23 protein-coding genes are annotated in these 20,367 nt (G+C 63.3%); 7 read left to right on the top strand and 16 right to left on the bottom strand.

Annotated features, from left to right (window positions below; all coding sequences use genetic code 11):
- Positions 1-79: 79 nt before the first annotated feature.
- A complete protein-coding gene (locus LD110_RS11530) occupies positions 80-1,048 on the bottom strand; it encodes an aldo/keto reductase (RefSeq protein ID WP_225498940.1) in 969 nt (322 codons plus the stop codon).
- A gap of 68 nt (positions 1,049-1,116) precedes the next feature.
- Complete coding sequence (locus LD110_RS11525) at positions 1,117-2,007, bottom strand: helix-turn-helix transcriptional regulator (protein ID WP_225498939.1); 891 nt, start codon at positions 2,005-2,007, stop codon at positions 1,117-1,119.
- A 170-nt stretch (positions 2,008-2,177) separates the two neighbouring features.
- Here LD110_RS11525 and LD110_RS11520 point away from each other — a divergent pair, with 170 nt between their 5' ends.
- From LD110_RS11520 to LD110_RS24070, 4 genes are all read left to right on the top strand, one after another.
- Entirely contained in the window at positions 2,178-2,501 is a 324-nt protein-coding gene (locus tag LD110_RS11520) for a carboxymuconolactone decarboxylase family protein (protein ID WP_225498938.1), read from the top strand.
- Positions 2,502-2,706: 205 nt separating this feature from the next.
- Complete coding sequence (locus LD110_RS11515; protein WP_225498937.1) at positions 2,707-3,321, top strand: NADPH-dependent FMN reductase; 615 nt, start codon at positions 2,707-2,709, stop codon at positions 3,319-3,321.
- A 115-nt stretch (positions 3,322-3,436) separates the two neighbouring features.
- Positions 3,437-4,309 (top strand): alpha/beta hydrolase, encoded by an 873-nt coding sequence (locus LD110_RS11510; protein ID WP_225498936.1) that lies wholly within the window; start codon positions 3,437-3,439, stop codon positions 4,307-4,309.
- 251 nt (positions 4,310-4,560) lie between these two features.
- Positions 4,561-4,800: a PLD nuclease N-terminal domain-containing protein gene (locus tag LD110_RS24070; protein WP_225498935.1), complete on the top strand. Its 240-nt coding sequence runs from the start codon at positions 4,561-4,563 to the stop codon at positions 4,798-4,800.
- Positions 4,801-4,972: 172 nt separating this feature from the next.
- Here the strand turns inward: LD110_RS24070 and LD110_RS11500 are convergent, their stop codons facing one another.
- From LD110_RS11500 to LD110_RS11465, 8 genes are read right to left on the bottom strand one after another with little or no spacing between them, the layout of a single operon-like run.
- Complete coding sequence (locus tag LD110_RS11500) at positions 4,973-6,484, bottom strand: aminobutyraldehyde dehydrogenase (RefSeq protein ID WP_225498934.1); 1,512 nt, start codon at positions 6,482-6,484, stop codon at positions 4,973-4,975.
- 27 nt (positions 6,485-6,511) lie between these two features.
- Positions 6,512-7,411 carry a 4-hydroxy-tetrahydrodipicolinate synthase gene (dapA, locus tag LD110_RS11495; RefSeq protein WP_225498933.1) on the bottom strand — a complete coding sequence of 300 codons (900 nt, stop codon included), beginning with the start codon at positions 7,409-7,411 and terminating at the stop codon, positions 6,512-6,514.
- A gap of 44 nt (positions 7,412-7,455) precedes the next feature.
- A complete protein-coding gene (locus LD110_RS11490; protein ID WP_225498932.1) occupies positions 7,456-8,343 on the bottom strand; it encodes a glycine betaine ABC transporter substrate-binding protein in 888 nt (295 codons plus the stop codon).
- A 42-nt stretch (positions 8,344-8,385) separates the two neighbouring features.
- A complete protein-coding gene (locus LD110_RS11485; RefSeq protein WP_225498931.1) occupies positions 8,386-9,282 on the bottom strand; it encodes a proline/glycine betaine ABC transporter permease in 897 nt (298 codons plus the stop codon).
- Complete coding sequence (locus LD110_RS11480) at positions 9,272-10,369, bottom strand: glycine betaine/L-proline ABC transporter ATP-binding protein (RefSeq protein WP_225498930.1); 1,098 nt, start codon at positions 10,367-10,369, stop codon at positions 9,272-9,274. Before LD110_RS11480 ends, LD110_RS11485 begins: the two co-directional genes overlap by 11 nt.
- Positions 10,366-10,791, bottom strand: a complete 426-nt coding sequence (locus LD110_RS11475; protein WP_225498929.1) for an ester cyclase — start codon at positions 10,789-10,791, stop codon at positions 10,366-10,368. The genes LD110_RS11480 and LD110_RS11475 overlap by 4 nt, the downstream gene beginning before the upstream one ends.
- Positions 10,788-11,357 (bottom strand): flavin reductase family protein, encoded by a 570-nt coding sequence (locus LD110_RS11470; RefSeq protein ID WP_225498928.1) that lies wholly within the window; start codon positions 11,355-11,357, stop codon positions 10,788-10,790. The genes LD110_RS11475 and LD110_RS11470 overlap by 4 nt, the downstream gene beginning before the upstream one ends.
- A 23-nt stretch (positions 11,358-11,380) precedes the next feature.
- Positions 11,381-12,769 (bottom strand): LLM class flavin-dependent oxidoreductase, encoded by a 1,389-nt coding sequence (locus LD110_RS11465; protein ID WP_225498927.1) that lies wholly within the window; start codon positions 12,767-12,769, stop codon positions 11,381-11,383.
- Positions 12,770-13,074: 305 nt separating this feature from the next.
- Here LD110_RS11465 and LD110_RS11460 point away from each other — a divergent pair, with 305 nt between their 5' ends.
- The 3 genes from LD110_RS11460 (at position 13,075) to ykgO (ending at position 15,181) form a co-directional block, all read left to right on the top strand.
- A complete protein-coding gene (locus tag LD110_RS11460) occupies positions 13,075-13,863 on the top strand; it encodes an IclR family transcriptional regulator (protein WP_225498926.1) in 789 nt (262 codons plus the stop codon).
- An 82-nt stretch (positions 13,864-13,945) separates the two neighbouring features.
- Entirely contained in the window at positions 13,946-15,022 is a 1,077-nt protein-coding gene (locus LD110_RS11455; protein WP_225498925.1) for a GTP-binding protein, read from the top strand.
- A gap of 36 nt (positions 15,023-15,058) precedes the next feature.
- Entirely contained in the window at positions 15,059-15,181 is a 123-nt protein-coding gene (ykgO, locus tag LD110_RS11450) for a type B 50S ribosomal protein L36 (protein WP_225498924.1), read from the top strand.
- Between the two features lie 45 nt (positions 15,182-15,226).
- Here ykgO and LD110_RS11445 read toward each other — a convergent pair whose 3' ends face one another.
- The 6 genes from LD110_RS11445 to LD110_RS11420 form a co-directional block, all read right to left on the bottom strand.
- Entirely contained in the window at positions 15,227-15,574 is a 348-nt protein-coding gene (locus LD110_RS11445) for a hypothetical protein (protein WP_225498923.1), read from the bottom strand.
- Positions 15,575-15,662: 88 nt separating this feature from the next.
- A complete protein-coding gene (locus tag LD110_RS11440) occupies positions 15,663-16,343 on the bottom strand; it encodes a class I SAM-dependent methyltransferase (RefSeq protein ID WP_225498922.1) in 681 nt (226 codons plus the stop codon).
- A 3-nt stretch (positions 16,344-16,346) separates the two neighbouring features.
- Positions 16,347-17,720, bottom strand: a complete 1,374-nt coding sequence (locus LD110_RS11435; RefSeq protein WP_225498921.1) for an NAD(P)(+) transhydrogenase (Re/Si-specific) subunit beta — start codon at positions 17,718-17,720, stop codon at positions 16,347-16,349.
- The gene (locus tag LD110_RS11430; protein WP_225498920.1) at positions 17,717-18,115 is read right to left on the bottom strand and encodes an NAD(P) transhydrogenase subunit alpha; all 399 of its coding nucleotides are present in this window, start codon (positions 18,113-18,115) and stop codon (positions 17,717-17,719) included. Before LD110_RS11430 ends, LD110_RS11435 begins: the two co-directional genes overlap by 4 nt.
- Positions 18,115-19,317, bottom strand: coding sequence for a Re/Si-specific NAD(P)(+) transhydrogenase subunit alpha (locus tag LD110_RS11425; protein WP_225498919.1), 1,203 nt, complete (start codon positions 19,315-19,317; stop codon positions 18,115-18,117). The genes LD110_RS11430 and LD110_RS11425 overlap by 1 nt, the downstream gene beginning before the upstream one ends.
- 237 nt (positions 19,318-19,554) lie before the next feature.
- Positions 19,555-20,364, bottom strand: a complete 810-nt coding sequence (locus LD110_RS11420; RefSeq protein WP_225498918.1) for an IclR family transcriptional regulator C-terminal domain-containing protein — start codon at positions 20,362-20,364, stop codon at positions 19,555-19,557.
- Between the last annotated feature and the right edge of the window lie 3 nt (positions 20,365-20,367).

Below are 20,367 nucleotides of genomic sequence, written 5' to 3'. Positions count from 1 at the left end.
CGGGGTTCGGGTGGAGGCGGCGGGTCGCTGTTTTCTCCAGCTAACTAGCGGCTGTCCGCAATCAGTACCACTGGGGACGTCAGTACCAGTAGGGTGACTGCGGCCGGTAAGGCGCCTCGAGTTGGGCGACTTCCTCGTCGCTCAGCCGTACGTCAAGCGCAGCGACGGCGTCGGCCAGATGGTGTGGCTTGGTGGCGCCAACGATCGGGGCGGAGACCGCAGGGTTTCGCAGGACCCACGACAGCGCGATCTGTGCCATGGAGACTCCCCGCGCATCGGCGACGCGTTCCACTGCTTCGATGATTGGCTGGTCAGCGGGGCTGTCAAAAGTCCTGGCGACAGCGTCCACATCGGACCTCGCAGTCTGTTGTCCCCACGGGCGTGTGAGCCGGCCCTTGCCTTGCGGCGAGTAAGGCACCAGCCCAACACCAAGGTCGGCACAGAGTGGGATCATTTCCCGTTCTTCCTCGCGTTTGAGGAGGTTGTATTGGTCCTGCATCGCGCCAAAACGTGTCCATCCGCCGTATTTCGCGGCGTGCTGCAGCTTGGCCAATTGCCACGCCCACATCGACGAGGCGCCAAGGTAGCGCACTTTCCCTGCCTTAACGACGTCGTGCAGTGCCTCCATCGTCTCCTCCGCCGGGGTATCCGGGTCGAACCGGTGGATGTAGTAAAGATCCACATAGTCGGTTCCAAGGCGGGTGAGCGAGGCATCGATCTGCTCGAGGATTGCTTTACGGGACAGGCCCTTCCCGCCCGGACCGTCGTGCATCTTCCCGGAAACTTTCGTGGCAAGGACAATGTCTTCGCGGCGGGAATAGCGGCCGATTGCGCGGCCGATGAATTCCTCGGAACTGCCTTGCTGGTAAACGTTCGCGGTGTCCCAGAACGTGACGCCAAATTCCACGGCCTGGCGGAAGAAGGGCTGGGCGGCGTCCTCGTCGAGGGTCCAGCCGTGCAATCCGGTGCCGGGGTTGCCATAACTCATGCAGCCCAGCGCGATCCGGCTCACCTGGAGGCCGGTGGTTCCCAGGCGGGTGTATTCCATTTGTACTCCTAGGAGGCCTATCAGTGGTGAGGCCTATCAGTGCTGAGGCCTATCAGGGCCGAGGCCTATCAGGGCCGTTGGAGGTGCTTGTCGCTGACGGCATCCAGCATGGCGCCTTCAGTCGCGGCCCAGCTCGCGAGCAGCCGCAGGGATTCCTCGGACTTGGACCCCGGCTCGGCAGGGTACACAGTGAGCGTGAGTCCGGGGTCCTCGGCGAGTTGCAAGGCCTCGAACATCAACTCAATGTCTCCCACTATTGGATGGTGGAAATTCTTGTTGCCTGTGTAGTGGCGACGCACATTATGGGCGGCCCATCGGGTCCGAAATTCCTCGCTGCGCATGGACAATTCGCCGATGAGGTCTCCGAGGCCTTTGTCATAGGGATTCTTGCCTGATTCGGTGCGAAGAATGGCCACGTTGTTGTTCGCAGCGAGATTCCAATCCGGATAAAACTCCATGGCCGCAGGATCGAGGAAGATGAACCTCGAGTGGTTCGCCGGACGCACCGGATCGGCATACATCGGGGCGTAAAGGGCCTGCGCGAGTCGGTTAGCGGCGAGGATATCCATCCGGCCGTTCCGAACAAAGGCGGGCGCCGCCGTGATGGCGTCCACCATGAACTGGACGCTTGGACGGACCCGCTGCTTCACCGCGCGCGGACGGCTGCTGGAGGACGCATTGGCGTGGCGGGCCAGATCGAAGAGGTGGTCCCGCTCAGCCTCGTCCAGTTGGAGTGCCCGGGCCAGCGCCTCCAGCACACTTTCAGAAACTCCGGCGAGGTTCCCGCGTTCGAGCCGCGTGTAGTAGTCGATGCTGACGCCGGCGAGCATGGCCGCTTCCTCACGGCGCAATCCCGGAACGCGTCGGTTGCCTCCGAAGATTGTCAGCCCGGCGTTCTCCGGCGTGATCCTGGCGCGGCGCGATGAAAGGAACTCGCGCACTTCCGTCCGATTGTCCATGGCATTCATGCTAGGCGCGCCGCTGCGGTAGCAGGGAGGTACTGCCATAACCAGTATCGGCAGTGCCCTCCCTCCAAGCCGTAAAGGGGGCTTGGATGAATAAGGCGAGTGAGCGCTGAACCCGCCAGCCCGCCGTCGTACCTTCCACGTCAGTCCCAGAAAGGACACTCATGACTACCACCGAACCCACCGCCGCCCAGAAGGCCTTCGGCGACTTCGCTCCCGCATTGGCGGCCTTTACTGACGACGTACTGTTCGGGCAGGTGTGGGAGCGCCCCGATCTCTCACCCCGCGACCGTAGCCTCGTGACCGTGGCCGCGCTCGTAGCAGGCGGCAACGCTGAGCAGCTCAACTTCCACTTGGCGAAAGCAAAATCGAACGGACTCAGCGAAGAAGAGCTCATTGAAGCCATCACGCACCTGGCCTTCTACTCGGGCTGGCCCCGCGCCGTTTCTGCGATGGCCGTCGCCAAGCGCGTCTTCCGCGGCGAGTAGGCGTCGGGAAAAGCACATTTGGAGTACGGGCCCCGCGGCACCGGAGCGTGGTCGGTTTGAGAGCCCGACGGCGGCCCGGCACTTTGCTGCCCGGGTCGCCGTTCCTTTGGGAGGCCCTGCGGACTAGGCTCGCATTTGTGCCGGGTCCCACCGGCACCCGAACGACGACGGCGGTGTTGTCCGTGCCGTCGGGAAGGAGCCCGCTATGGCCTCGTACAAAATTGGCTACCTTGTCGGCAGTATTTCCACTGGTTCCATCAATCGCACCCTCTCCAAAGCCCTCATCAAATTGGCTCCGGAGGACCTCGAATTCACCGAGATTCCCATCAAAGACTTGCCTTTGTACAGCAGGGACTATGACAGTAATTACCCGCCGGAGGGAAAGGCACTCAAGGACGCTATCGCCAGCTCCGACGGAATCCTCATCATTTCCCCCGAATACAACCGCTCTATTCCGGGCGCACTAAAGAATGCCATTGACTGGGCATCGCGGCCTTGGGGAACTAATTCCTTCGCCCGGAAACCCACGGGAATTATTGGTGCATCTCCCGGTGGAATTGGTACGGCTGTTATGCAGTCGTCCATGCGCAGCGTTCTGAGCTTCCTGGATGCTCCACAATTGAACGCACCCGAAGCGTATATCCGCTTCCAACCCGAAATCTTCGGCGAGGACGGAACAGTCAGCGATGAGGGCACGGTTAAGTTCCTTCGGCACTTCATGTATGAGTATGGCGCCTTCGTGCAGCGCGTCCTGGCGGCGAACGCGCCCGGCCATATCGGCGACCTCGAGCCGGACCAGGAGAAATTGACCAGGCACTGACATTGCCTCCTGGATCCGGGCCATTGACCAGCCCGCAGGCAGGGCTAGCGCAGGCAGGGCCTGGCGTGGGATTCTGAATCGATTCACTTACTTCGCTTCGAGCAAAGGAGCCCGCATGTCCTCGCCCCAAGGTGTTGTCCCAGCAAAGGCGGGAACCGGCGTCGACCGCGTTATCGATGGTCGCGACGGCCCCATCCGCGTCCGCGTGCATCCCGCCGCCGCACCCAAGGACGACACGCCGGTGGCTCCTGCCGGCTCCGGTCTTGTGTGGGTGCACGGCGGTGGCTTCCGCGAGGGAACCCTGGACTGGCCGGAAGCCGACTACACATCCAGGGGTTTCGCCGCGCGTGGCGTGACCGTGGTAAGCGTTGACTACCGTCTATGCCAAGACAATGACACACATTTTCCGGCGCCCTCCGACGATGTGGTGGATGCCTGGGAATGGACGCTGAACCAGGCTTCCGAACTGGGGATTGACCCTCTGCGCTTGGCCATTGGCGGCGCCAGCGCCGGCGGAAACCTGACCGCCGGCGCGGTGATTCGATTGCTGGAAGGCCCGGCCGAGCGCCTGCCAGCTCGCGTTTTCCTCGCTTACCCGACGCTGCACGCGGTGCAGCCGGAAACGCCCGACGACGTGGCGGCGCTCCTGGGTGGGTTGGCGGATCCTGATGTGTTTTCTGCGCCAAACGTGCTGGCAATGTACGAAAACTACCTCGGCGGTCCTGTTGCCGGCGGACCGGCTGCTGCTATTCCGGGTACGGCATCTGTAGGGCAACTCCGTGGCTTCCCGCCCACCATCATGGTCAACGACGAGGCCGATGAGTTGCGCGTCTCGGGCGAAGCGTTCGGCGCGATGCTCGCGGCGGCGGGCATCGACGTCGAGGTCATCACCGAACCGGGCACGGAACACGGGCACCTCAACCGGCCCGAAGACGGCGCCGCGGACCGCACCATGGACCGGGTTGTGGAGTGGCTGCGGCGGGGGTAGCCACATCCATTTGCGAAGGCGGCAATGGCAGTCCGACGCCTGCCCCTATTGAGGCCTTTGGGCGCTGGCCCAGATCCAGGCCCAAAGGCACTGCCGAACTCAGGATCTACGGCCTAGCTTGTAGTGCCGTTTGCGTAAACCGCGCCCCAATGAGACTGGGTGTTTATTTCGTCCTGGCAGGTCCGCTGCGGGGAGTCTGTTTACCGGCCTGGGCGGAGTGCTAGCCTGACCTCCACTGGAGGGAGAGCAATATGGAACCTTGGGAATGGCCTTTTGTTGCCCTAGGTGGACTGTCTGTGCTTTTCATATTGGGGTCCATCATCTGGGGCGTGTTCGACGTACTAAGGGAGGACCGCCTGGATCAAACAGCCAGAGCGATTTGGCTGGTTGTGATGTTCGTCTTGCCGCTGTTCGGAATAATTGCGTGGCTCTACGCGAAGTCTCGACTCGCCGCCCCGAACACCAGGCTGCAGTTTGTTTCCCACAAATGAGCGCTCGGTACTGTGACGACTTCGACGGAGAGCTCGCGAGGTCCTTATTCAGATTTGTGGCAAGAAATCTGAATAAGGAAGCCGTTGTTCAGCGTTCTGGGCGCATGAAGCCGCCGGGCGAAGTCTCAGCTTCAAGACTCCGCCCGGCGGCTTGGCACCCAAGCTCAGCTGCTTACCGAGCCTTGTTGTGCATGACGTGCTTGGTGCGCGAGTAGTCATCCAGGGCGTAGGCTGACAGGTCGCGTCCGTAGCCGGAGCTCTTGAAGCCGGCCCACGGCATCTCATTGGCCAACACCAAATGCGAGTTGACCCACACGGTGCCTGCATCCAGGCGCGAGGCGACGTCATGGCTGCGCTGCGCGTTGAGGGTCCACACAGAAGCGGCAAGGCCATACGGAACTTCGTTGGCCCCGGTGACTGCTTCTTCCTCGGTGGAGAATGTCTCGACGGTGACCACTGGGCCGAAGATCTCCTCCTGCGTACAGGCCGCGCCCTTGGGAACATCTACCAGCACGGTGGGTGCAATAAAGTAACCCGGCCCCTCGAGGGCACCGCCGCCAAGAGCGGCCTTGGCGCCGTCCGCCTGGGCGCGTTCGAGGTGCGCCAGGACGCGCTCGTAATGGGCCTTGGAGATCATCGGGCCCAGTTCGACGTCGGCACCGGCGGTGGATTCGCCCACCACGAGGCTTCCCACCTGCTCGACCAGAAGTTCCGTGAACCGCTCGGCTACGGATTCGTGGACGAGCACGCGGCAGCCGGCGCCGCACTCCTGTCCGGAGTTCCAGTATCCGGCGGCGCGCAGCGACTCGGCCGCTGCGGCGAGGTCGGCGTCGTCGAAGATCACCAGCGGGGCCTTGCCGCCCAACTCCAGGTGCACGCGCTTGATCGTCTCAGAAGCTGCGCGGGCCACTGCGCGTCCGCTGTTAACGGATCCGGTGAGGGCGATCATGTCAACCTTGGGATGCTCGGCCAGGCGAGCGCCGACCACCGGGCCGAGGCCTGTGACGACGTTGAACACACCCGCAGGCAACAGGTCAGCGGTCAGCTCCGCGAACTTCAGCGTGGTCAGCGGGGTCTGCTCGGAGGGCTTGAGCACGATCGTGTTGCCCGCAGCCAGGATCGGGGCGATCTTCCAGGCTGCCATCAGCAGGGGGTAGTTCCACGGAGTCACCACACCGATGACCCCGAGAGGTTCGCGCAGGATGACGGAGAGGTGGTCCTCGGTGTACTCGCCTGCCGCGATGGAGGTCGTGGAACGGACCGCCCCTGCCATGAACCGGAAGGAGTCGATGGAGTTGGCGATGTCGTCCTCGGCCACCATGAGCGGTTTGCCGGTGTTGCGGGCTTCCAGCCGGGCGAGCAAGTCTGCATTCTCGGCGAGCCGGTCCGCGATAGCTAGCAGAATCTCCGCCCGCTGTTTCGGCAGGGTCCGTCCCCACGCTTCCTTGGCTTCGAGGGCGGCGAGGACGGCGGCATCGACATCCTCGGCGGTGCCCTGGGGAATCTCGCACACGATCTCTTCGGTAGACGGATCCACGATGGCCTGCGTCTCGCTGGAAGTTGCTGCGCTGAACTGGCCGCCGATGAAGTGCTGGGTCGGAGGAAGCTCGCCGGCGGCGAGAAGCGGCGTCGCCTCGGTGGGACGGCGCACTGCGCCGGAAATGGTGGCTGTTGAAGATGTCATTATCACTCCTGTTGGTTATTGGAAGGGTTAGGCGTACGCTGCCTCGAGCTGCAGCTCGGCAACGAGATTCTGGATACGCGCCACGGACGCCGGTGCCAGGTCCTCAGTGGGACGGCGGGGTGAGCCAATCGGGTGGCCGAGCAGGTTGAGGGCGGCCTTGACCGCCGGCACGTACGGCGAGGTAAGAATGGCGTCGATCAGCGGATAGATGCGGGCCCACTCGGACTTGGCCGCGGCATAATCACCGGCTGCGACGGCCCGCTGGACGGCCACGATCTCCCGCGGCACTATGTTCGCCGTGCCAGCCATGACGGCAGCGGCGCCCTCGGTCAGGGCCGCCAAGATCAGGCTGTCCCACCCAACGATGGTCGAGATGTGCTCGCCGTGCAGGTGGATCAACTGGGTAGCCTGCCCCATGTCGCCGCTGGAGTCCTTGACGTAGCGGATGTTCTCCACTTCGCGGGCCAGCGTCCCCACCGTGTCCGCATCGAGGTTGATCCCTGTCTGCGGGGGCATGTTGTAGAGCATTACCGGTACGTCCACGGACTCGGCCACGGAGCGGAAATACGCTTTGGCTTCGGACAGGGAGAGCGGGTCGTAATAGGGAGCCACGACCATAAGCACGTCGGCACCGCATTGCTGCGCATGGCGGGACAAGCTGATAGCCTCCCGGGTGCTGGTTGCACCGGTTTGCGCCACTACCGGCACCCGGCCGGCAGTGTGCTCCACCACCGTCTCAACCACCAGGCGGCGCTCGTCGGCGCTCAACGTCGCGAACTCACCTGTGGAACCGCAGGCAACCACCCCGTTGACTCCGCCGTCAATGGAACGGTCCACTAGGTACGGTAGCGCCGCGACGTCGATCCCGCCGTCGGGGGTGAACGGTGTGGCCAAAGCGGTGAGCACGCCGCTGAGTTGTGGGGACATCAGTTTTCCTATCTGCTGTTGACTGGGATGGGGCGTAAAACTCGTCAGCTGAACCAGCTGTCGGTCGCCTTCCGGTTTTCAGGTGCCTGAAGCCAGTTCTTGACGCCTTCGACGGGGTCCTTGACCTTGCTGACTGCAAGCATCAGGCTTGCGAACTGCTCGTCGGTCAGCTTGGCGTTGGTCATCCACTTGACGACTTCAGGGTTCTTCTCCGCGTATTTCTTGGAGAGCACCACGAACGAGCCGTCCGGCTTGGGCCAAGCGCCCATGTCGTCCTCGAGGGCCTTGATTGGCAGTTCGGAGAAGGCCCAGTGCGGTTGCCACAGTGTGGCCACGAGCGGCTTGTTCTTGGCGGTGGCGTCCTTGAGGGCTCCCAGTGTTGCAGGGGTGCTGCCCGCGACAATGTTCAGCTTGTCCGTCGCTTCGTACTTCTTCAGCACGTCGGGGAGGAGCTTCATCTCGCCCGATCCGGCCTCGATGCCGACGATCTTGGAATCGTACTTTGCAGCGTTCTGAACGACCTCCGAGATAGTGTTCTCGGGGACCGACTTCGGCGCGACCAGGACAAGGCGGTTGTTGGTGAAGAAGGGCTTGTCAAGAATTTGGAGCTGGTCCTTGTACTTGTCCACGTATGTGCCGTGCGTGCTGGGCAGCCACGCGTCAAGGTAGCCGTCCAGGTCGCCACGGGCGACGCCGGAGAAGCCAGCCGCCAAGTCCACCTGCTTGGTCTGGAGCGTGTATCCGTGCTCACTGAGAAGTTGCTGCCATAGGCCATTGACGGCAACTACGTCGTCGTAGCCGGCCACTGTGGCAACGGTAATGGTCTTGTTGCTTGCCTGGGAATTGGGTGCGGCGGTGGTGACTCCGGAGCAGGCTGCCAGGGACACGGTGAGGACGGCGGAGGCCAGAAAGGCCCCGATCTTCTTTTTCAAAGCGGATCTCCAATACGTTGGGGTTGGGGTTGGGGGTTGGGATTAGCTGACGGCTGCGGCTGGATCGCTTGCGGCCGCGGCGCGTTGTTCTTTGCGGGTGCGCCTCCTGCGGAGGACGTCCCCGAGGGATTGGGCACCGCTGGTGACACGGTCCAGGTAGACGGCAAGGATTACGACGGCGACTCCGCCTTCGAAGCCGCGGGCGGTATCGAGCTGGGCAACGCCTTGGACGACGACGCCACCCAGTCCGCCGGCCCCGACGAGTCCTGCGACCACCACCATGGACAGGGCAAGCATGATCACCTGGTTGACGCCGGCCATGATCGAGGGGAACGCCAGCGGCAGCTGGACATCCTTGAGGATCAGGCTCCTCTTGGCACCGAACGCCGTCGCGGCTTCGAGCAACTCGAGGTCGAGTTTGCGGATACCCAGTTCGGTCAGGCGCACCGCGGGCGGGATGGCGAACACGATCGTGGCCGCGATCCCGGGAACCATGCCGACGCCGAAGAAGAACACGGCCGGGATCAGGTACACGAATACAGGCATGGCCTGCATGAGGTCCAGGACCGGGCGGACGATCTTGCTGACGGTGTTGTTCAGGGCGGCCCAGATCCCCATAGGGATGCCGATGGCCAGGGAGAACACCACCGAGACGAGCACGACGGCCAGGGTGGACATGGCCTCGGGCCACAGCCCCATTGAAACAATGAGCAGGAACGCCAGCACCGAAAACACGGTCAGGCCAAGGCTGCGCGTCAGGGCTGCGGCGGCTGCGGCGAGGACCGCGATGACCAGGAACGGGTGCAGGCCGATCAAGACGTTGGCCACTTCCCCTACAAGGAGGTTGACCAGCCAGGAGACTGCGTCGAAGAATCCTCCGAAGTTGGCCAGCATCCAGTTGATCATGGACGCGAACCAGTCGCCGATATTAAGACGCATTGCTGAACCCCTTGGGTGAGAGTGCCGCAAAGACGTCCTCTGCGGTGACGATTCCGATGGATTCCCCCTGTTGATCGACGACGCCGATGCGTTCCGCGCCCGCTGCGAAGACCGGTAGCAATTCATGCAGGACGGTGCCCTCGGAGACCCGCTCGGCACCGTCGCTCGGACGGACAGGGCCGTCTGGTTGCCCGACATGCCTGTGGCGGGCGATCAACCCCGCGGTGAGGACCCGGCTGCGGTCCACCTCGGCGACGAATTCCTCGATGTACGGATCCGCAGGGGCCTCAAGCAGGTCCAGGGCGGTGCCGTTCTGGATGTCCTTGCCCTGTTTCATCACCATGATCCGGTCCCCGAGGTACATGGCCTCATTCAGGTCGTGGGTCACGAAGATGATGGTCTTCTTGAAGTTGCGCTGGAGCTTGATCAGCAGCTCCTGCATTTCCTTGCGGATAAGCGGGTCCAGGGCACTGAAGGGTTCGTCCATCAGCAGGATTTCGGCGTCGGTGGCCAGCGCCCGGGCCAGCCCGACGCGCTGCTTCATGCCGCCGCTAAGCTGGTCCGGCATCGCATGGATCCGGTCCCCCAGCCCTACGAGCCGCAGGGCCTCGGCAGCTTTGGCCTCCCTGATGCCCTTGTCCACGCCGCGGACCTTCAGCCCGAACGCCACATTGTCGATCAACGACTTGTGCGGGAAAAGCCCGAAATGCTGGAAGACCATGTTGATGGTCTGGTTCCGGTAGGCACGCAACTCGGTGGGCCCCAGTGAACAGACATCCTTGCCACCCACCGAAATGGCTCCGTCGCTGGCGTCGATGAGCCGGTTGACCATGCGGATGATGGTCGACTTCCCCGAACCGGATAGGCCCATGATGACGAAGATCTGACCCCGCTGCACCTCGAAGGACACATCATTGACGGCGGTGAATCCCTTCGCCGCCTGCCTTCCGGGGAACAAGCGCATGCGCTTGGACTTGCGCGCCAGGAAAACCTTGGTCAGGTTCCTCACGCGGATGAAAGGGACGTCGGCGTCATTCGCATTCACGGCACGGTCCGTCGCCTGTGTTCCAAGCTCCACTGTGTTCACGCGTTCCTCCCCACCTGGTCACCCAGATGCCAGATATTCATGGACGAAAGAAGCTCCCGGGGATCCCAGACCACTGATTCCTCGGTGATGAGTCCGTCCTTGTGGCTCAGGAACGATGCACCGTTCACCGTCACGGCACGGTGGGTCGGCGGTACGCCCATGTATGTTCCGGTGTGGATACCTGCGCTCTGCCAATGGATGGCGATGAGCTCAGAACCTTCGACGGCCTGCAGCACGTCCACATGAAAATCGGAAAATGCGGCATGGGACTCTTCGATCTGGCGAATGACCTCGGCGAGCCCTTCCTCCCCGGTCTTGGAGTGGCGGCGGTAGTCCTTGGCGAGGATCTGTTCGAAGGCCGCCGTGTCTCCTTCGCCCCAGGCCCGGGCCCAAGCCTCGGTGATGCGCTTCAGCATGGTCATCGTTCTTCTGCTTTCTTCTTTTCGGGTGCCGGCGTCGTTGCCGGCGTCGTTTCGGGGCTCGGCCAGAGGAGGTATTCTCCGAACTTGCCCCCGCGGAACATGAGGGCTTCCCCTTCACCGGCCTCCATTGCGGTGACTGATCCGACGATCATGTAGTGGTCGCCAGCTACGACTTCGGAGACCACCCGGCAGTCGATCCAGGCGGTGGAGCCCAGGATGCGGGGAGTGCCGATAGGGCTTGCCTCGTACTCAATGCCGGCGAACTTGTCGTCGCCCTTGCGGGAGAGGGCCCGACAAACAGGGAGCTGTTCGGTGGAGAGGATGTTGGCGGTGAACCGCCCGAGGTTGCGTAGGGTTGGCCAAGTGCTGGACGACTTGTCCACGCAGAAGGTGATCAGGGGTGGTTCGAGGGATAGGGACTGGAAGGTCCCCACGACGAAGCCCATAGGGTTGCCCTCGTCTGTGAAGCCAGTAATCGCCACGACCCCGGTGGGGAGAAGCCCGAGGACCTGCCGGTACTCGGTGGCGGTGATGGCTCCTGCCGGAGCCGTGACATCGGTGTTCATGGGTGTTGTCCTTGGAAGGCCTGTTAAGGCGTGGTGCTCAATGAGCCTTTGGCGGATAATGCGCTGCGGTAGGCGAGCCCGGGGTGGTCTTCGGCGAGCCGCGCCTGGCCTGGGCCAAAGAGGTTCTCCCGCAGGGTGTCGCCGTCGTAAGCGGTGCGCATGGCACCACGGGCCTGCAGCTCGGGAACTACGTAGCGAACGAAGTCCTGGATGTCCCGGAACTTGACCGCGTGCGAGATATTGAAGCCGTCCGCGCCGGTCTCGTCGATCCAGGAGATCAGCTCATCCGCAACGGTCTTGGGGCCGCCAACAATCACCGGGGAAGTGCCGCCGATGCCGTTGTACTCGGCGATGTCTCGGGGCGTCCAGCGCTTGTCCGGGTCAATCTTCGTGAAGAAGTCCACCATCGTCTGACCCGCGTTGGTTTGGACGTTCTCAAAGGGCTCGTCCGGATCGAACTGGGCCATGTCGAGCCCCGTCCAGCCGCTGTATCGGGCCATGGCGCCTTCGTAGTCAACGTACTCCAGGTATTCGCGGTACTTGGCCTGCGCCTCCTCGTCGGTGGGGGCGCTGATGACCGTGATCATCTGGAGAACGGCGATATGCGATGAGTCGCGGCCGACCTCAACAGCCTTGGCACGAAGCGCGTCGATCTGCTTCTTCAGACCGGCCTTGGTGGCGGCGTTCATGAAGACGGCCTCAGCGGTTTTCGCCGCAAGTGCTACGCCGCGGGGCGATCCGCCCGCTTGGAAGATCACGGGGGTGCGCTGGGGCGACGGTTCGCAGATGAATATCCCGGGCACGGTGAAGTGCTTGCCCTCATGGCCGATCTGGTGCACTCGGCTCGGGTCCACATACGTTCCGGTCGCCTTGTCCCGCTCGACGGCGTAGTCGTCCCAGGAGCCTTCCCATAGCTTCAGCGCCACGTCGATGAACTCTTCGGCGATCTCATATCGATCGTCATGGGCGGTTTGGGTCCCGGTTCCCAGGTTGCGGGCTGCGCTATCGGAGTAGGAGGTGACGACATTCCAACCGACCCGCCCGCCGGTGAGGTGATCGAGGGTGGAGAACTTCCTGGCCAAGGTGTACGGGTGGTCGTAGGCGGTTGAAGAGGTCACACCGAATCCCAGGTGACGGGTTGCTGCGGCCATGGCAGGAATCAGGAAAGCAGGATCATTGGCGGGGATTTGGGCGGCATCGCGCAGGGCGCCGTCGACCTTGCCCTGATATTTGTCGTGGTAGCCGTTGTTGTCGGCGAAAAAGATCCCGTCGAAGCCCGCGTCCTCCAGCATCCGGGCGTACTCCATCCAGTACTGCACCGACTTGTACTCGTTCCCGCGGTCGTCCGGATGCCTCCACAGGCCCGCGGAGAGATGAGCGGGACCGTTGAAGTCGAAAGCAAAAAGACGCATCTGATTCAAAGAACTAGCCTCCATCTGTTCACTGAATGAACAACTTGGTTATTGAATGATCAAAATCGTAGGGTGGTCTCGATCACAGCGTCAAGAGTTTTGAACGCGGAGTTCAGAATGTTAACGGGACGGAAACATGCCTGGGCATCGGATAATGACCCGATGGGAGCCCGATGTCGGATCAAACGCCCAGGACGATCCATCAACTGGACGGTCCTGAAAACGACGTGGGCAAGGTTTTCACCTAGCCTCCGCTGGGGCCATTAGGGTTGGGTATACCCCTTCCCGAAAGGCCTTGACCGACGATGACCACCAGTCAGGAACCAGCCCAGCCGGCGTACGCCAACCGCTCTGTCACACGGGCAATCCGGATACTGCGTGCACTGGCGGCGTCAGAAGCGCCGATGACAGTCACGGATGTTGCCAAAAAGATCGAGTTGGCACGCGCCACCACATTCCGCCTCCTGGTGACGCTGGAGGAGGAAGGGATCGTGGACCGGCAGGACACGCTGTACTCCCTCGGGTGGGACCTCGCACGAATCGCCCAATCTGTCGATCCCGCTTCGGGTTTAGTTCCGCGAATCAAGGACATCCTTGAAGAATTTGCGGACGAAGCCAGGGAAACAGTCACCTTCAGCCTTAGGCACGGCTTGTACGAACTGGACCTGGTGCTCCAGGCGTCGCCGAAAGGACTGGGAATGAAGATGTCTGAGATGTACGGTATGCGATGGCCTCATCACGCATCAGCCACCGGAAAGCTGCTGCTCGCCGAGCTCGCGCCGGAACAAGTGGAAGCGGTGTTGGGAGACGAGCTGGAAGCCCTCACCTCGGAGACAATCACGGATCATGAGGATTTGGCTCGAGAACTCAAGGCCGTTCGGGAGCGCGGCTGGGCCAGCACCATCGAGGAACTCGAGGAAGGCATCATCGCCTTTGCCGCCCCGGTGAGGGACTCGGTGGGAACGCTCGTAGGAGCCGTGGCCGTGGTGGGCCCCCGCCATCGCATGGAAAAGGAAGAAAAGCAGGCGGAGCTGCCGGCTCGCCTGATAGCCGTTGCCCAACGCGTGCAGCGGCGGATGAACCCGTCGACTTAGCAGACGGAACCCTCCAGCAATTCCGCGAGCCGGATCTGCCTATCCGTATTAATGAGAACGATTCTCATGTAAGATAGTGGCCATGCCCATCATCGTCGTGAGCTCACTTGACCCCCTCGGCCGGGGACCCGCATGCGAGGCGATCGCAGCCGCGCGGCCTGGCACCGCCGTCGTCGTCCATGATCTTCAAGAACACGGAGTGGTCCTCCGCCGCCTCTACCGCGGTGGCGAACTGTACGAACGCAGCGAAACCGTGCTTCAGCACGACTGCCTTAGCTGCACCGTGAGGCTTGACGTCGTCCCCGCCGTCGCGCATTTGCTGGATCAAGGCGTATCGGAGATCGTCGTCGGACTACCCGGCGGGGTCCCTGCGGCTGCCGCGGTCCAAGGCCTGCGGCAGGGAATCGGCCCGGAGGTGCCAATCGCCTCGGCCGTCCTTGCCTGCGACCCCGCCGCCGTTGAAGACCAACTATGGGACCGGCATACCCTCTTCGAGTCCGGATTCACCGCCCATCCGGAAGACGAGCGCACGCCCGGCGAATTCCTCATCGAGGAACTCGCGTACTGCGACACTGTCCTGCTGTCCGGCCCAGGCCTCCTGCCGGCGGCGCCGGGTCTGCGCAGACGCGGCACTGAACTGCTCCAGGAAATCGCGCCGCACGCGGCGATCAACACGCTTGAAGGCGACTTCCGGCCCGGCCGGCACGACTTCGGCGAGGCAGTGCTGCGCTCCGTCCCCGGCGCCGTCCGGGTGCCGGCCAATGGCCTAGGCAGCCATTTCCGCACCGTGCTGCACCGCGTCGGGCGCCCACTGCACCCCGGTCGCCTCCAGGAGGCCTTGCCGCGCCTCGCCGCCGGGAACTGCTGGCTGCGTGGCCGGCTTTGGGTGGCGTCCGCCCCGGATTGCCGAATCGCCGTTCGCGGCGTGGGGCCCCGCGTTTGGCTTGAAAACACCGGCCCGTGGGCAGCAAATTACGACGACGGCACGCGCTTGGACGGCGACGGTTTCGGTGGCTTAGCGGGAACCGTCCTTGCGGTCACTGGGGACGAAGTGGACGGCGAGGAAATCGCCCAACTCCTGAGCAACTGCCAACTCACCGACGCCGAAATGGCTTCGGATTCTCGCGCAGAGGACCCATTTGATCTGTCCACGCTCTGAAGGCATGACAGCTCTTACTACAGAAAGGATCACGCAATGAAGGTTCGCAATTCCCTCCGGGCGCTGAAGAAAATTCCCGGCGCACAAATAGTCCGCCGCCGGGGACGCGTTTTTGTCATCAACAAAAAGAACCCGAAGATGAAAGCCAGGCAGGGCTAAAGCAACCCCACTCCAGGCCGCGAGGGCTTCCAGCCCTCGCGGTTCCTAGTCCTCGTCGATCCTCTTCAGCAAATCACCGAGGGCGTCACGGATGTCGTCGTAATCATTCTGGCTGGCTCGGCTCTCCGCGGAAATCACTGCGCAACGGTGGATTTTGCTGAAATCACCGAACGGGAACTTGTAGTGGCCCTTTTGGTCGTCGGGATGGTCGTCGTCGATGCCTAAGTACCATTTGCCGTATTCGGCCTTGCCGTTCTTGTCAAGGAATTTGTTCTCGTCCTGGGTGGACGGGGCGTGCTCGCTCCAGTCGTCGCGGGTATCCTTGACCACCTTGCCGTCACGGACCAGGTGCTTTGCATGGTCAAAGGCCTTTGAATTCAATTTGACGGTCATAAAACAACCTCAATTCATTCGGGCCCTGGAATGGGCCGTTTGTCATTCAAGGTGTTCTCCCAGCCTAACCCCGACGCATCGCCACCGGTTAGTGTGGGTTCTCCGGGCGCTTAGCGGTTCCAAGAATGTGCGCGGTCTTCGGCGACAAACGCTGGGCCGAAAAACCAAAGCGCTTGCTTTCCTCAATGGCGAACCCCGCCGCAACAATAGCTCCGAGCGTGTCCCGATTAGGGTGGCACCCTCCAGCAATACGCTTCCACAAAGGTGTAACCAGGTCCTGCAATCCAGCGACCAAGGCATAGTGGGAGCGAACGTGCTCATAGAAGGCCAGCGTTCCACCGGGGCGCAGGACCCTGCGGATCTCCGCTAACGCCGCAGCTTGGTCCGCGACGCTGCACAGGACCAGGCTCACGACGACGGCATCGACAGAGGCGTCGCGAGCGGGGATCTTCTCCGCGGCAGCTGCTAGGACCGTAACGGGCACCGGAGCGGACGCTGCTTTGGAAACCGCGATACTTCTCAAGGAATCCTCCGGCTCCAGCGCCAGCACATGCGTGACCGCGGGAGGGTACAACGCAAAGGATGAGCCCTCACCGACGCCGATCTCAATGACTTTCCCCCGGAGACCGGCCAACAAGCTCCGCCGGTGTTCCAAGGCACCACGTTCGTTCATCCCCTCGACCACGCGGACGTACGCCCGGGCAAAACCTGGATGCTGGAACCGAGCGGACGCCTCGTCACCGGACTGTTGGGCAGGGATTTCAGCCACGCCTTACAGTCCCTTGACCGCGGCCAGCACCTGGGTCAACGAATCCTTGGCGTCGCCAAAAAGGAGCGTGGTCTGCGGCTCGTACAGCAGATCATTCTCCACGCCCGCAAAGCCCGGCCGCATGGATCGCTTAAGGAACACCACCTGCCGAGCTTCGCCGACCTCAAGGATCGGCATCCCGTAAATTGGCGAGCCGGCGGTGGTTTTGGCAGCAGGGTTCACCACGTCATTGGCGCCCACCACCAAAGCAACGTCAGTGGTCTTGAACTCCGAGTTGATCTCACTCATTTCCTTGAGCGACTCGTACGGCACATTCGCCTCGGCCAGCAGCACGTTCATGTGCCCCGGCATACGCCCAGCCACCGGATGGATAGCGAAATCCACGCGAATGCCGCGTTCTTCGAGGGCTTCCGCAAGTTCTGCAGCCGTGTGCTGCCCCTGCGCCACAGCCAGTCCATAGCCGGGGACGATGATGACTCGCTGCGCGTAGCCAAGGAGAACGGCGACGTCTTCTGCGGAGGACGAGCGGACCGGACGGTCGCTGGCCGTCGTCGATCCCGCCGTCGAACCTCCCTTGAAGGCGCCGAATAGGATGCCGGCCACGCTGCGTCCCATGGCCGCCGCCATGGCGCGGGTGAGGATGGTACCGGAGGCGCCCACCAAAGTGCCCGCCACCACCAGCAGCACGTTGCCCAGCACCAGGCCGGACGCCGCCACCGCCAGGCCGGTGAAGGCGTTCAACAGGGAGATGACGATTGGCACATCGGCGCCACCCACGGGCAGCACCAGCAGCACCCCGGCGACAAGCCCGACGGCTAGCAACAGGAGCGCCAGCCCCGTCGAACCTGTCCCCACAATCGCTCCGGCCGCCGCCAAACCGGCCAGCAGCGCGAGCGCCATGGCGACGGGCAGTCCCGGAAACACCACGGGCCGCGTGGTCATCAGCTCCTGCAGCTTGGCGAACGTAACACCCGAGCCGGAGAAGGACACGGCGCCCACCAGCAAAGTGAACACGATGGCCAGCCGCACCCAGGGATCTTCAGTGTGGGCGAGTTCCAGCAACGCCACCAGCGCTGCCGCGCCGCCGCCCACGCCGTTGAACAAGGCCACGAGCTGCGGCATTTGGGTCATGCGCACCCGCCGTGCCACGGGGGCGGCAATCCCGGAACCGACCACAATAGCGCCCATAATCCAAGGCACGTTGTCCATCTTGACGGACAGAAAAACCGTGACGACGGCGACCACCGCACCGAAGGCCCCTACGAGGTTTCCGCGTCGGGCAGTCCGCGGGGAGTTGAGGCCCTTGAGGGCCAGGATGAAGCACACGGCCGCAGCCAGATAGAGCAGGGCGGTCCACAGCGGGTCGAGGAGGGTCATCGGGCACCGCTTTCGTGGGCTGGATTGGATGCTTCGACAACCGCGGATTCGGCCGGATCCGGCACCACAGCGGCGTCGTCTACAGCCCTCGCCCCGGCTGCCCGGGTTCCACGGCCGGGCCCCCGCCCATGGAACATCTCCAGCATCCGGTCTGTGACCACAAAACCGCCCACCAGGTTGGCCGTCGCCAGGACCACCGCGAGGAGTGCCACTGCGAGAACCAACGGCTCGGACGCTTGCCCCGCCACGATGATGGACCCCACCAGGATGATGCCGTGAATCGCGTTGGCACCGGACATCAGCGGAGTGTGCAGGGTACTGGACACCTTGGACACGACTTCGAAGCCCACGAACACCGCCAGCACAGTGATCGTCAACAGGCTGATGCCTTCCATCACAACGCCCCCTGGTTCCGGGCCCCAGCCGCATTCCCAGACTGCGACGCCAATTCCTCCAAGTGCGCCGCCAACGCTTCTGCGGTTGGACCGTGCTTCACTTCACCGTCATGGGTCAGGCACGTCCCGGCCACCACGTCGTCATCGAAATCAGGGGCGACAATCCCATCCCGCGTCATCAGCGCCAACAGGTTGGCAACGTTCTTGGCGTACATCCGCGAGGCGTCGGCCGACATGGCAGAAGCCGGATCCTTGAGGCCCACCAGCGTGACCGTGCCGCGACCATCGGCCGTGGGGACCAAAATGTCCTGCCCAGGGACCGAGCCTTCCACATTGCCGCCGGATTCAGCGGCCAGGTCCACCACCACCGAGCCCGGACGCATAGCCTGCACCATGTCCTTCGTGACCAACAATGGAGCCGGGCGCCCGGGAACGGCCGCCGTCGTGATCAGCACGTCGGCCTGTGCCACGTGCGGCGCCAGCAGCTTCCGCTGCATAGCGCCGCGGTCCGCGCTCAGCTCCCGCGCATAACCGCCGGCCGCCTCGGCAGTCTCCACGTCAAGCCTGATGAACGTGCCACCCATCGAGGCCACTTCCTCGGCTGACGCCGGCCGGATGTCGTTGGCGGAAACCCGCGCGCCCAACCGCTTGGCTGTGCCAATCGCCTGGAGACCAGCGACGCCGGCACCCAGCACCAGCACCCTAGCCGGCGGGATGGTACCGGCCGCGGTCATATAAAGCGGGAAGAACCGCGGTAGCCGCATGGCCGCCTCGAGCACGCTGCGGTATCCGGCAACAAGCGCCTGCGACGTGAGCGCGTCCATGGATTGTGCCCGCGAAATACGGGGCACCAGTTCCAGTGCGAAAGAGGTGATACCCGCCTCGGCGAGCGCCCTCACCGTTGGCAACTCCGACGACGGCGAGGCCAGTCCCACGGTGACAGCACCGCGGCGGAGGCTTGCCGCCGTCGACGGTTCCAGGGGACGTACATGGCCGAGGACGTCAACGGCCCCCAAGTCCAAAACGTCAACGATGCGGGCGCCCGCCTGGCGATAGTCGTCGTCGGCATGGCCGGACGCTTGGCCGGCTCCCGACTCGATCAGAACCTCAAGGCCAAGGCCGCATAGTTGCTTGACTGTTTCCGGCGTCGCGGCCACCCGGAGTTCGCCCTCCCGGCGCTCGCGCGCAATGCCTAGCTTCACCGCCACCCCTTTCGGATGAGTGCAGCCGCGCCGCTGCACGTGGTGGCACGAGTCTAAAGCCGATGTGCCCGGCGCGGCAGTAGGGGACGCCAGGAAGCCGTATTAGCTCGGTTGCAATCTCCCCACGTTCGACGGCGGTTGCTGGCGTGTCGTGGTGACACGCCGGGTGCGCGGACCGGCTGAGAAGGAAAGGTGGGGAGTTTCAGCGCGAGCACGGGCACTGACCGCCGCAACACCCTAGTGCTTCGCCGAGATGTCCGCTGAAATCGCCGCCGCCGTGGCCAGCAATTCGTCCCGCACGGACGCCACGTAAGCCTGCGGGTCCGGTTGGGCCTCGACGTGCTGGGCCTGGAGGGACACGTTGACCGCCGCGACTACCTTTCCGGCAGTGTTCTTTAGCGGCGCGGCCACGGACATGAGGCCAAGCTCAAGTTCCTGGTCCAGCACGCACCAACCTTGCCGCCGCACGTCATCCAGGATCCGCAGCAGGTCCTCCCGCGAAGCGACAGTCCGCGGTGTGATGGCCTTGATATCGGCCGCTGCGAGGTATTCGTCCAACTTGTCCTGCGGCAGCCCGGCCAGGATCACGCGACCCATGGACGTGGCGTAAGCCGGGAATCGGGTTCCTACAGTAATGCCGATCGTCATAATCCGCCGCGTCGTCACGCGTGCCACGTACACGATGTCAGTGCCATCCAACACTGCCGCCGACGTCGACTGGCCGAGTTTGAGGGACAGCTCCTCGAGGTGGGGCTGGGCCAGCTGCGGCAGGGACAAGCCGGATAGGTAGGCGTAGCCGAGCTGCAGCACCATCGCCGTTAAGGCGAAGGTCTTGCCGTCTGTTCGGACGTACCCGAGCTCCACGAGGGTGTGCAGGAAGCGGCGTGCCGTGGCCCGGGTAAGGCCAGTACGCGAGGCCACTTCGGTGAGAGTCATCACCGGGTGTTGGGCATTGAACGCACGAATCACGGCCAGACCGCGCGCCAGCGACTGAACGTACTGGTCGCTGGCCTGCGGTGCTTCCGCCGCGACTGCTGCTTCTGACATTGC

The sequence above is a fragment of the Arthrobacter sp. M4 genome (assembly GCF_020251205.1).
Taxonomy (GTDB): Bacteria; Actinomycetota; Actinomycetes; order Actinomycetales; family Micrococcaceae; genus Arthrobacter.
The sequence above is the reverse complement of the archived record's forward strand: the minus strand, read 5'-3'. Positions and strand labels throughout refer to the sequence as shown.

Excerpts from the sequence above, each read along its gene's own strand:
- LD110_RS11530 (WP_225498940.1), bottom strand. The coding sequence starts at position 1,048 with ATGGAATACACCCGCCTGGGAACCACCGGCCTCCAGGTGAGCCGGATC.
- LD110_RS11525 (WP_225498939.1), bottom strand. The coding sequence starts at position 2,007 with ATGGACAATCGGACGGAAGTGCGCGAGTTCCTTTCATCGCGCCGCGCC.
- LD110_RS11520 (WP_225498938.1), top strand. The coding sequence starts at position 2,178 with ATGACTACCACCGAACCCACCGCCGCCCAGAAGGCCTTCGGCGACTTC.
- LD110_RS11515 (WP_225498937.1), top strand. The coding sequence starts at position 2,707 with ATGGCCTCGTACAAAATTGGCTACCTTGTCGGCAGTATTTCCACTGGT.
- LD110_RS11510 (WP_225498936.1), top strand. The coding sequence starts at position 3,437 with ATGTCCTCGCCCCAAGGTGTTGTCCCAGCAAAGGCGGGAACCGGCGTC.
- LD110_RS24070 (WP_225498935.1), top strand. The coding sequence starts at position 4,561 with ATGGAACCTTGGGAATGGCCTTTTGTTGCCCTAGGTGGACTGTCTGTG.
- LD110_RS11500 (WP_225498934.1), bottom strand. The coding sequence starts at position 6,484 with ATGACATCTTCAACAGCCACCATTTCCGGCGCAGTGCGCCGTCCCACC.
- dapA (WP_225498933.1), bottom strand. The coding sequence starts at position 7,411 with ATGTCCCCACAACTCAGCGGCGTGCTCACCGCTTTGGCCACACCGTTC.
- LD110_RS11485 (WP_225498931.1), bottom strand. The coding sequence starts at position 9,282 with ATGCGTCTTAATATCGGCGACTGGTTCGCGTCCATGATCAACTGGATG.
- LD110_RS11475 (WP_225498929.1), bottom strand. The coding sequence starts at position 10,791 with ATGACCATGCTGAAGCGCATCACCGAGGCTTGGGCCCGGGCCTGGGGC.
- LD110_RS11470 (WP_225498928.1), bottom strand. The coding sequence starts at position 11,357 with ATGAACACCGATGTCACGGCTCCGGCAGGAGCCATCACCGCCACCGAG.
- LD110_RS11465 (WP_225498927.1), bottom strand. The coding sequence starts at position 12,769 with ATGCGTCTTTTTGCTTTCGACTTCAACGGTCCCGCTCATCTCTCCGCG.
- LD110_RS11460 (WP_225498926.1), top strand. The coding sequence starts at position 13,075 with ATGACCACCAGTCAGGAACCAGCCCAGCCGGCGTACGCCAACCGCTCT.
- LD110_RS11455 (WP_225498925.1), top strand. The coding sequence starts at position 13,946 with ATGCCCATCATCGTCGTGAGCTCACTTGACCCCCTCGGCCGGGGACCC.
- ykgO (WP_225498924.1), top strand. The coding sequence starts at position 15,059 with ATGAAGGTTCGCAATTCCCTCCGGGCGCTGAAGAAAATTCCCGGCGCA.
- LD110_RS11445 (WP_225498923.1), bottom strand. The coding sequence starts at position 15,574 with ATGACCGTCAAATTGAATTCAAAGGCCTTTGACCATGCAAAGCACCTG.
- LD110_RS11435 (WP_225498921.1), bottom strand. The coding sequence starts at position 17,720 with ATGACCCTCCTCGACCCGCTGTGGACCGCCCTGCTCTATCTGGCTGCG.
- LD110_RS11430 (WP_225498920.1), bottom strand. The coding sequence starts at position 18,115 with ATGGAAGGCATCAGCCTGTTGACGATCACTGTGCTGGCGGTGTTCGTG.
- LD110_RS11420 (WP_225498918.1), bottom strand. The coding sequence starts at position 20,364 with ATGTCAGAAGCAGCAGTCGCGGCGGAAGCACCGCAGGCCAGCGACCAG.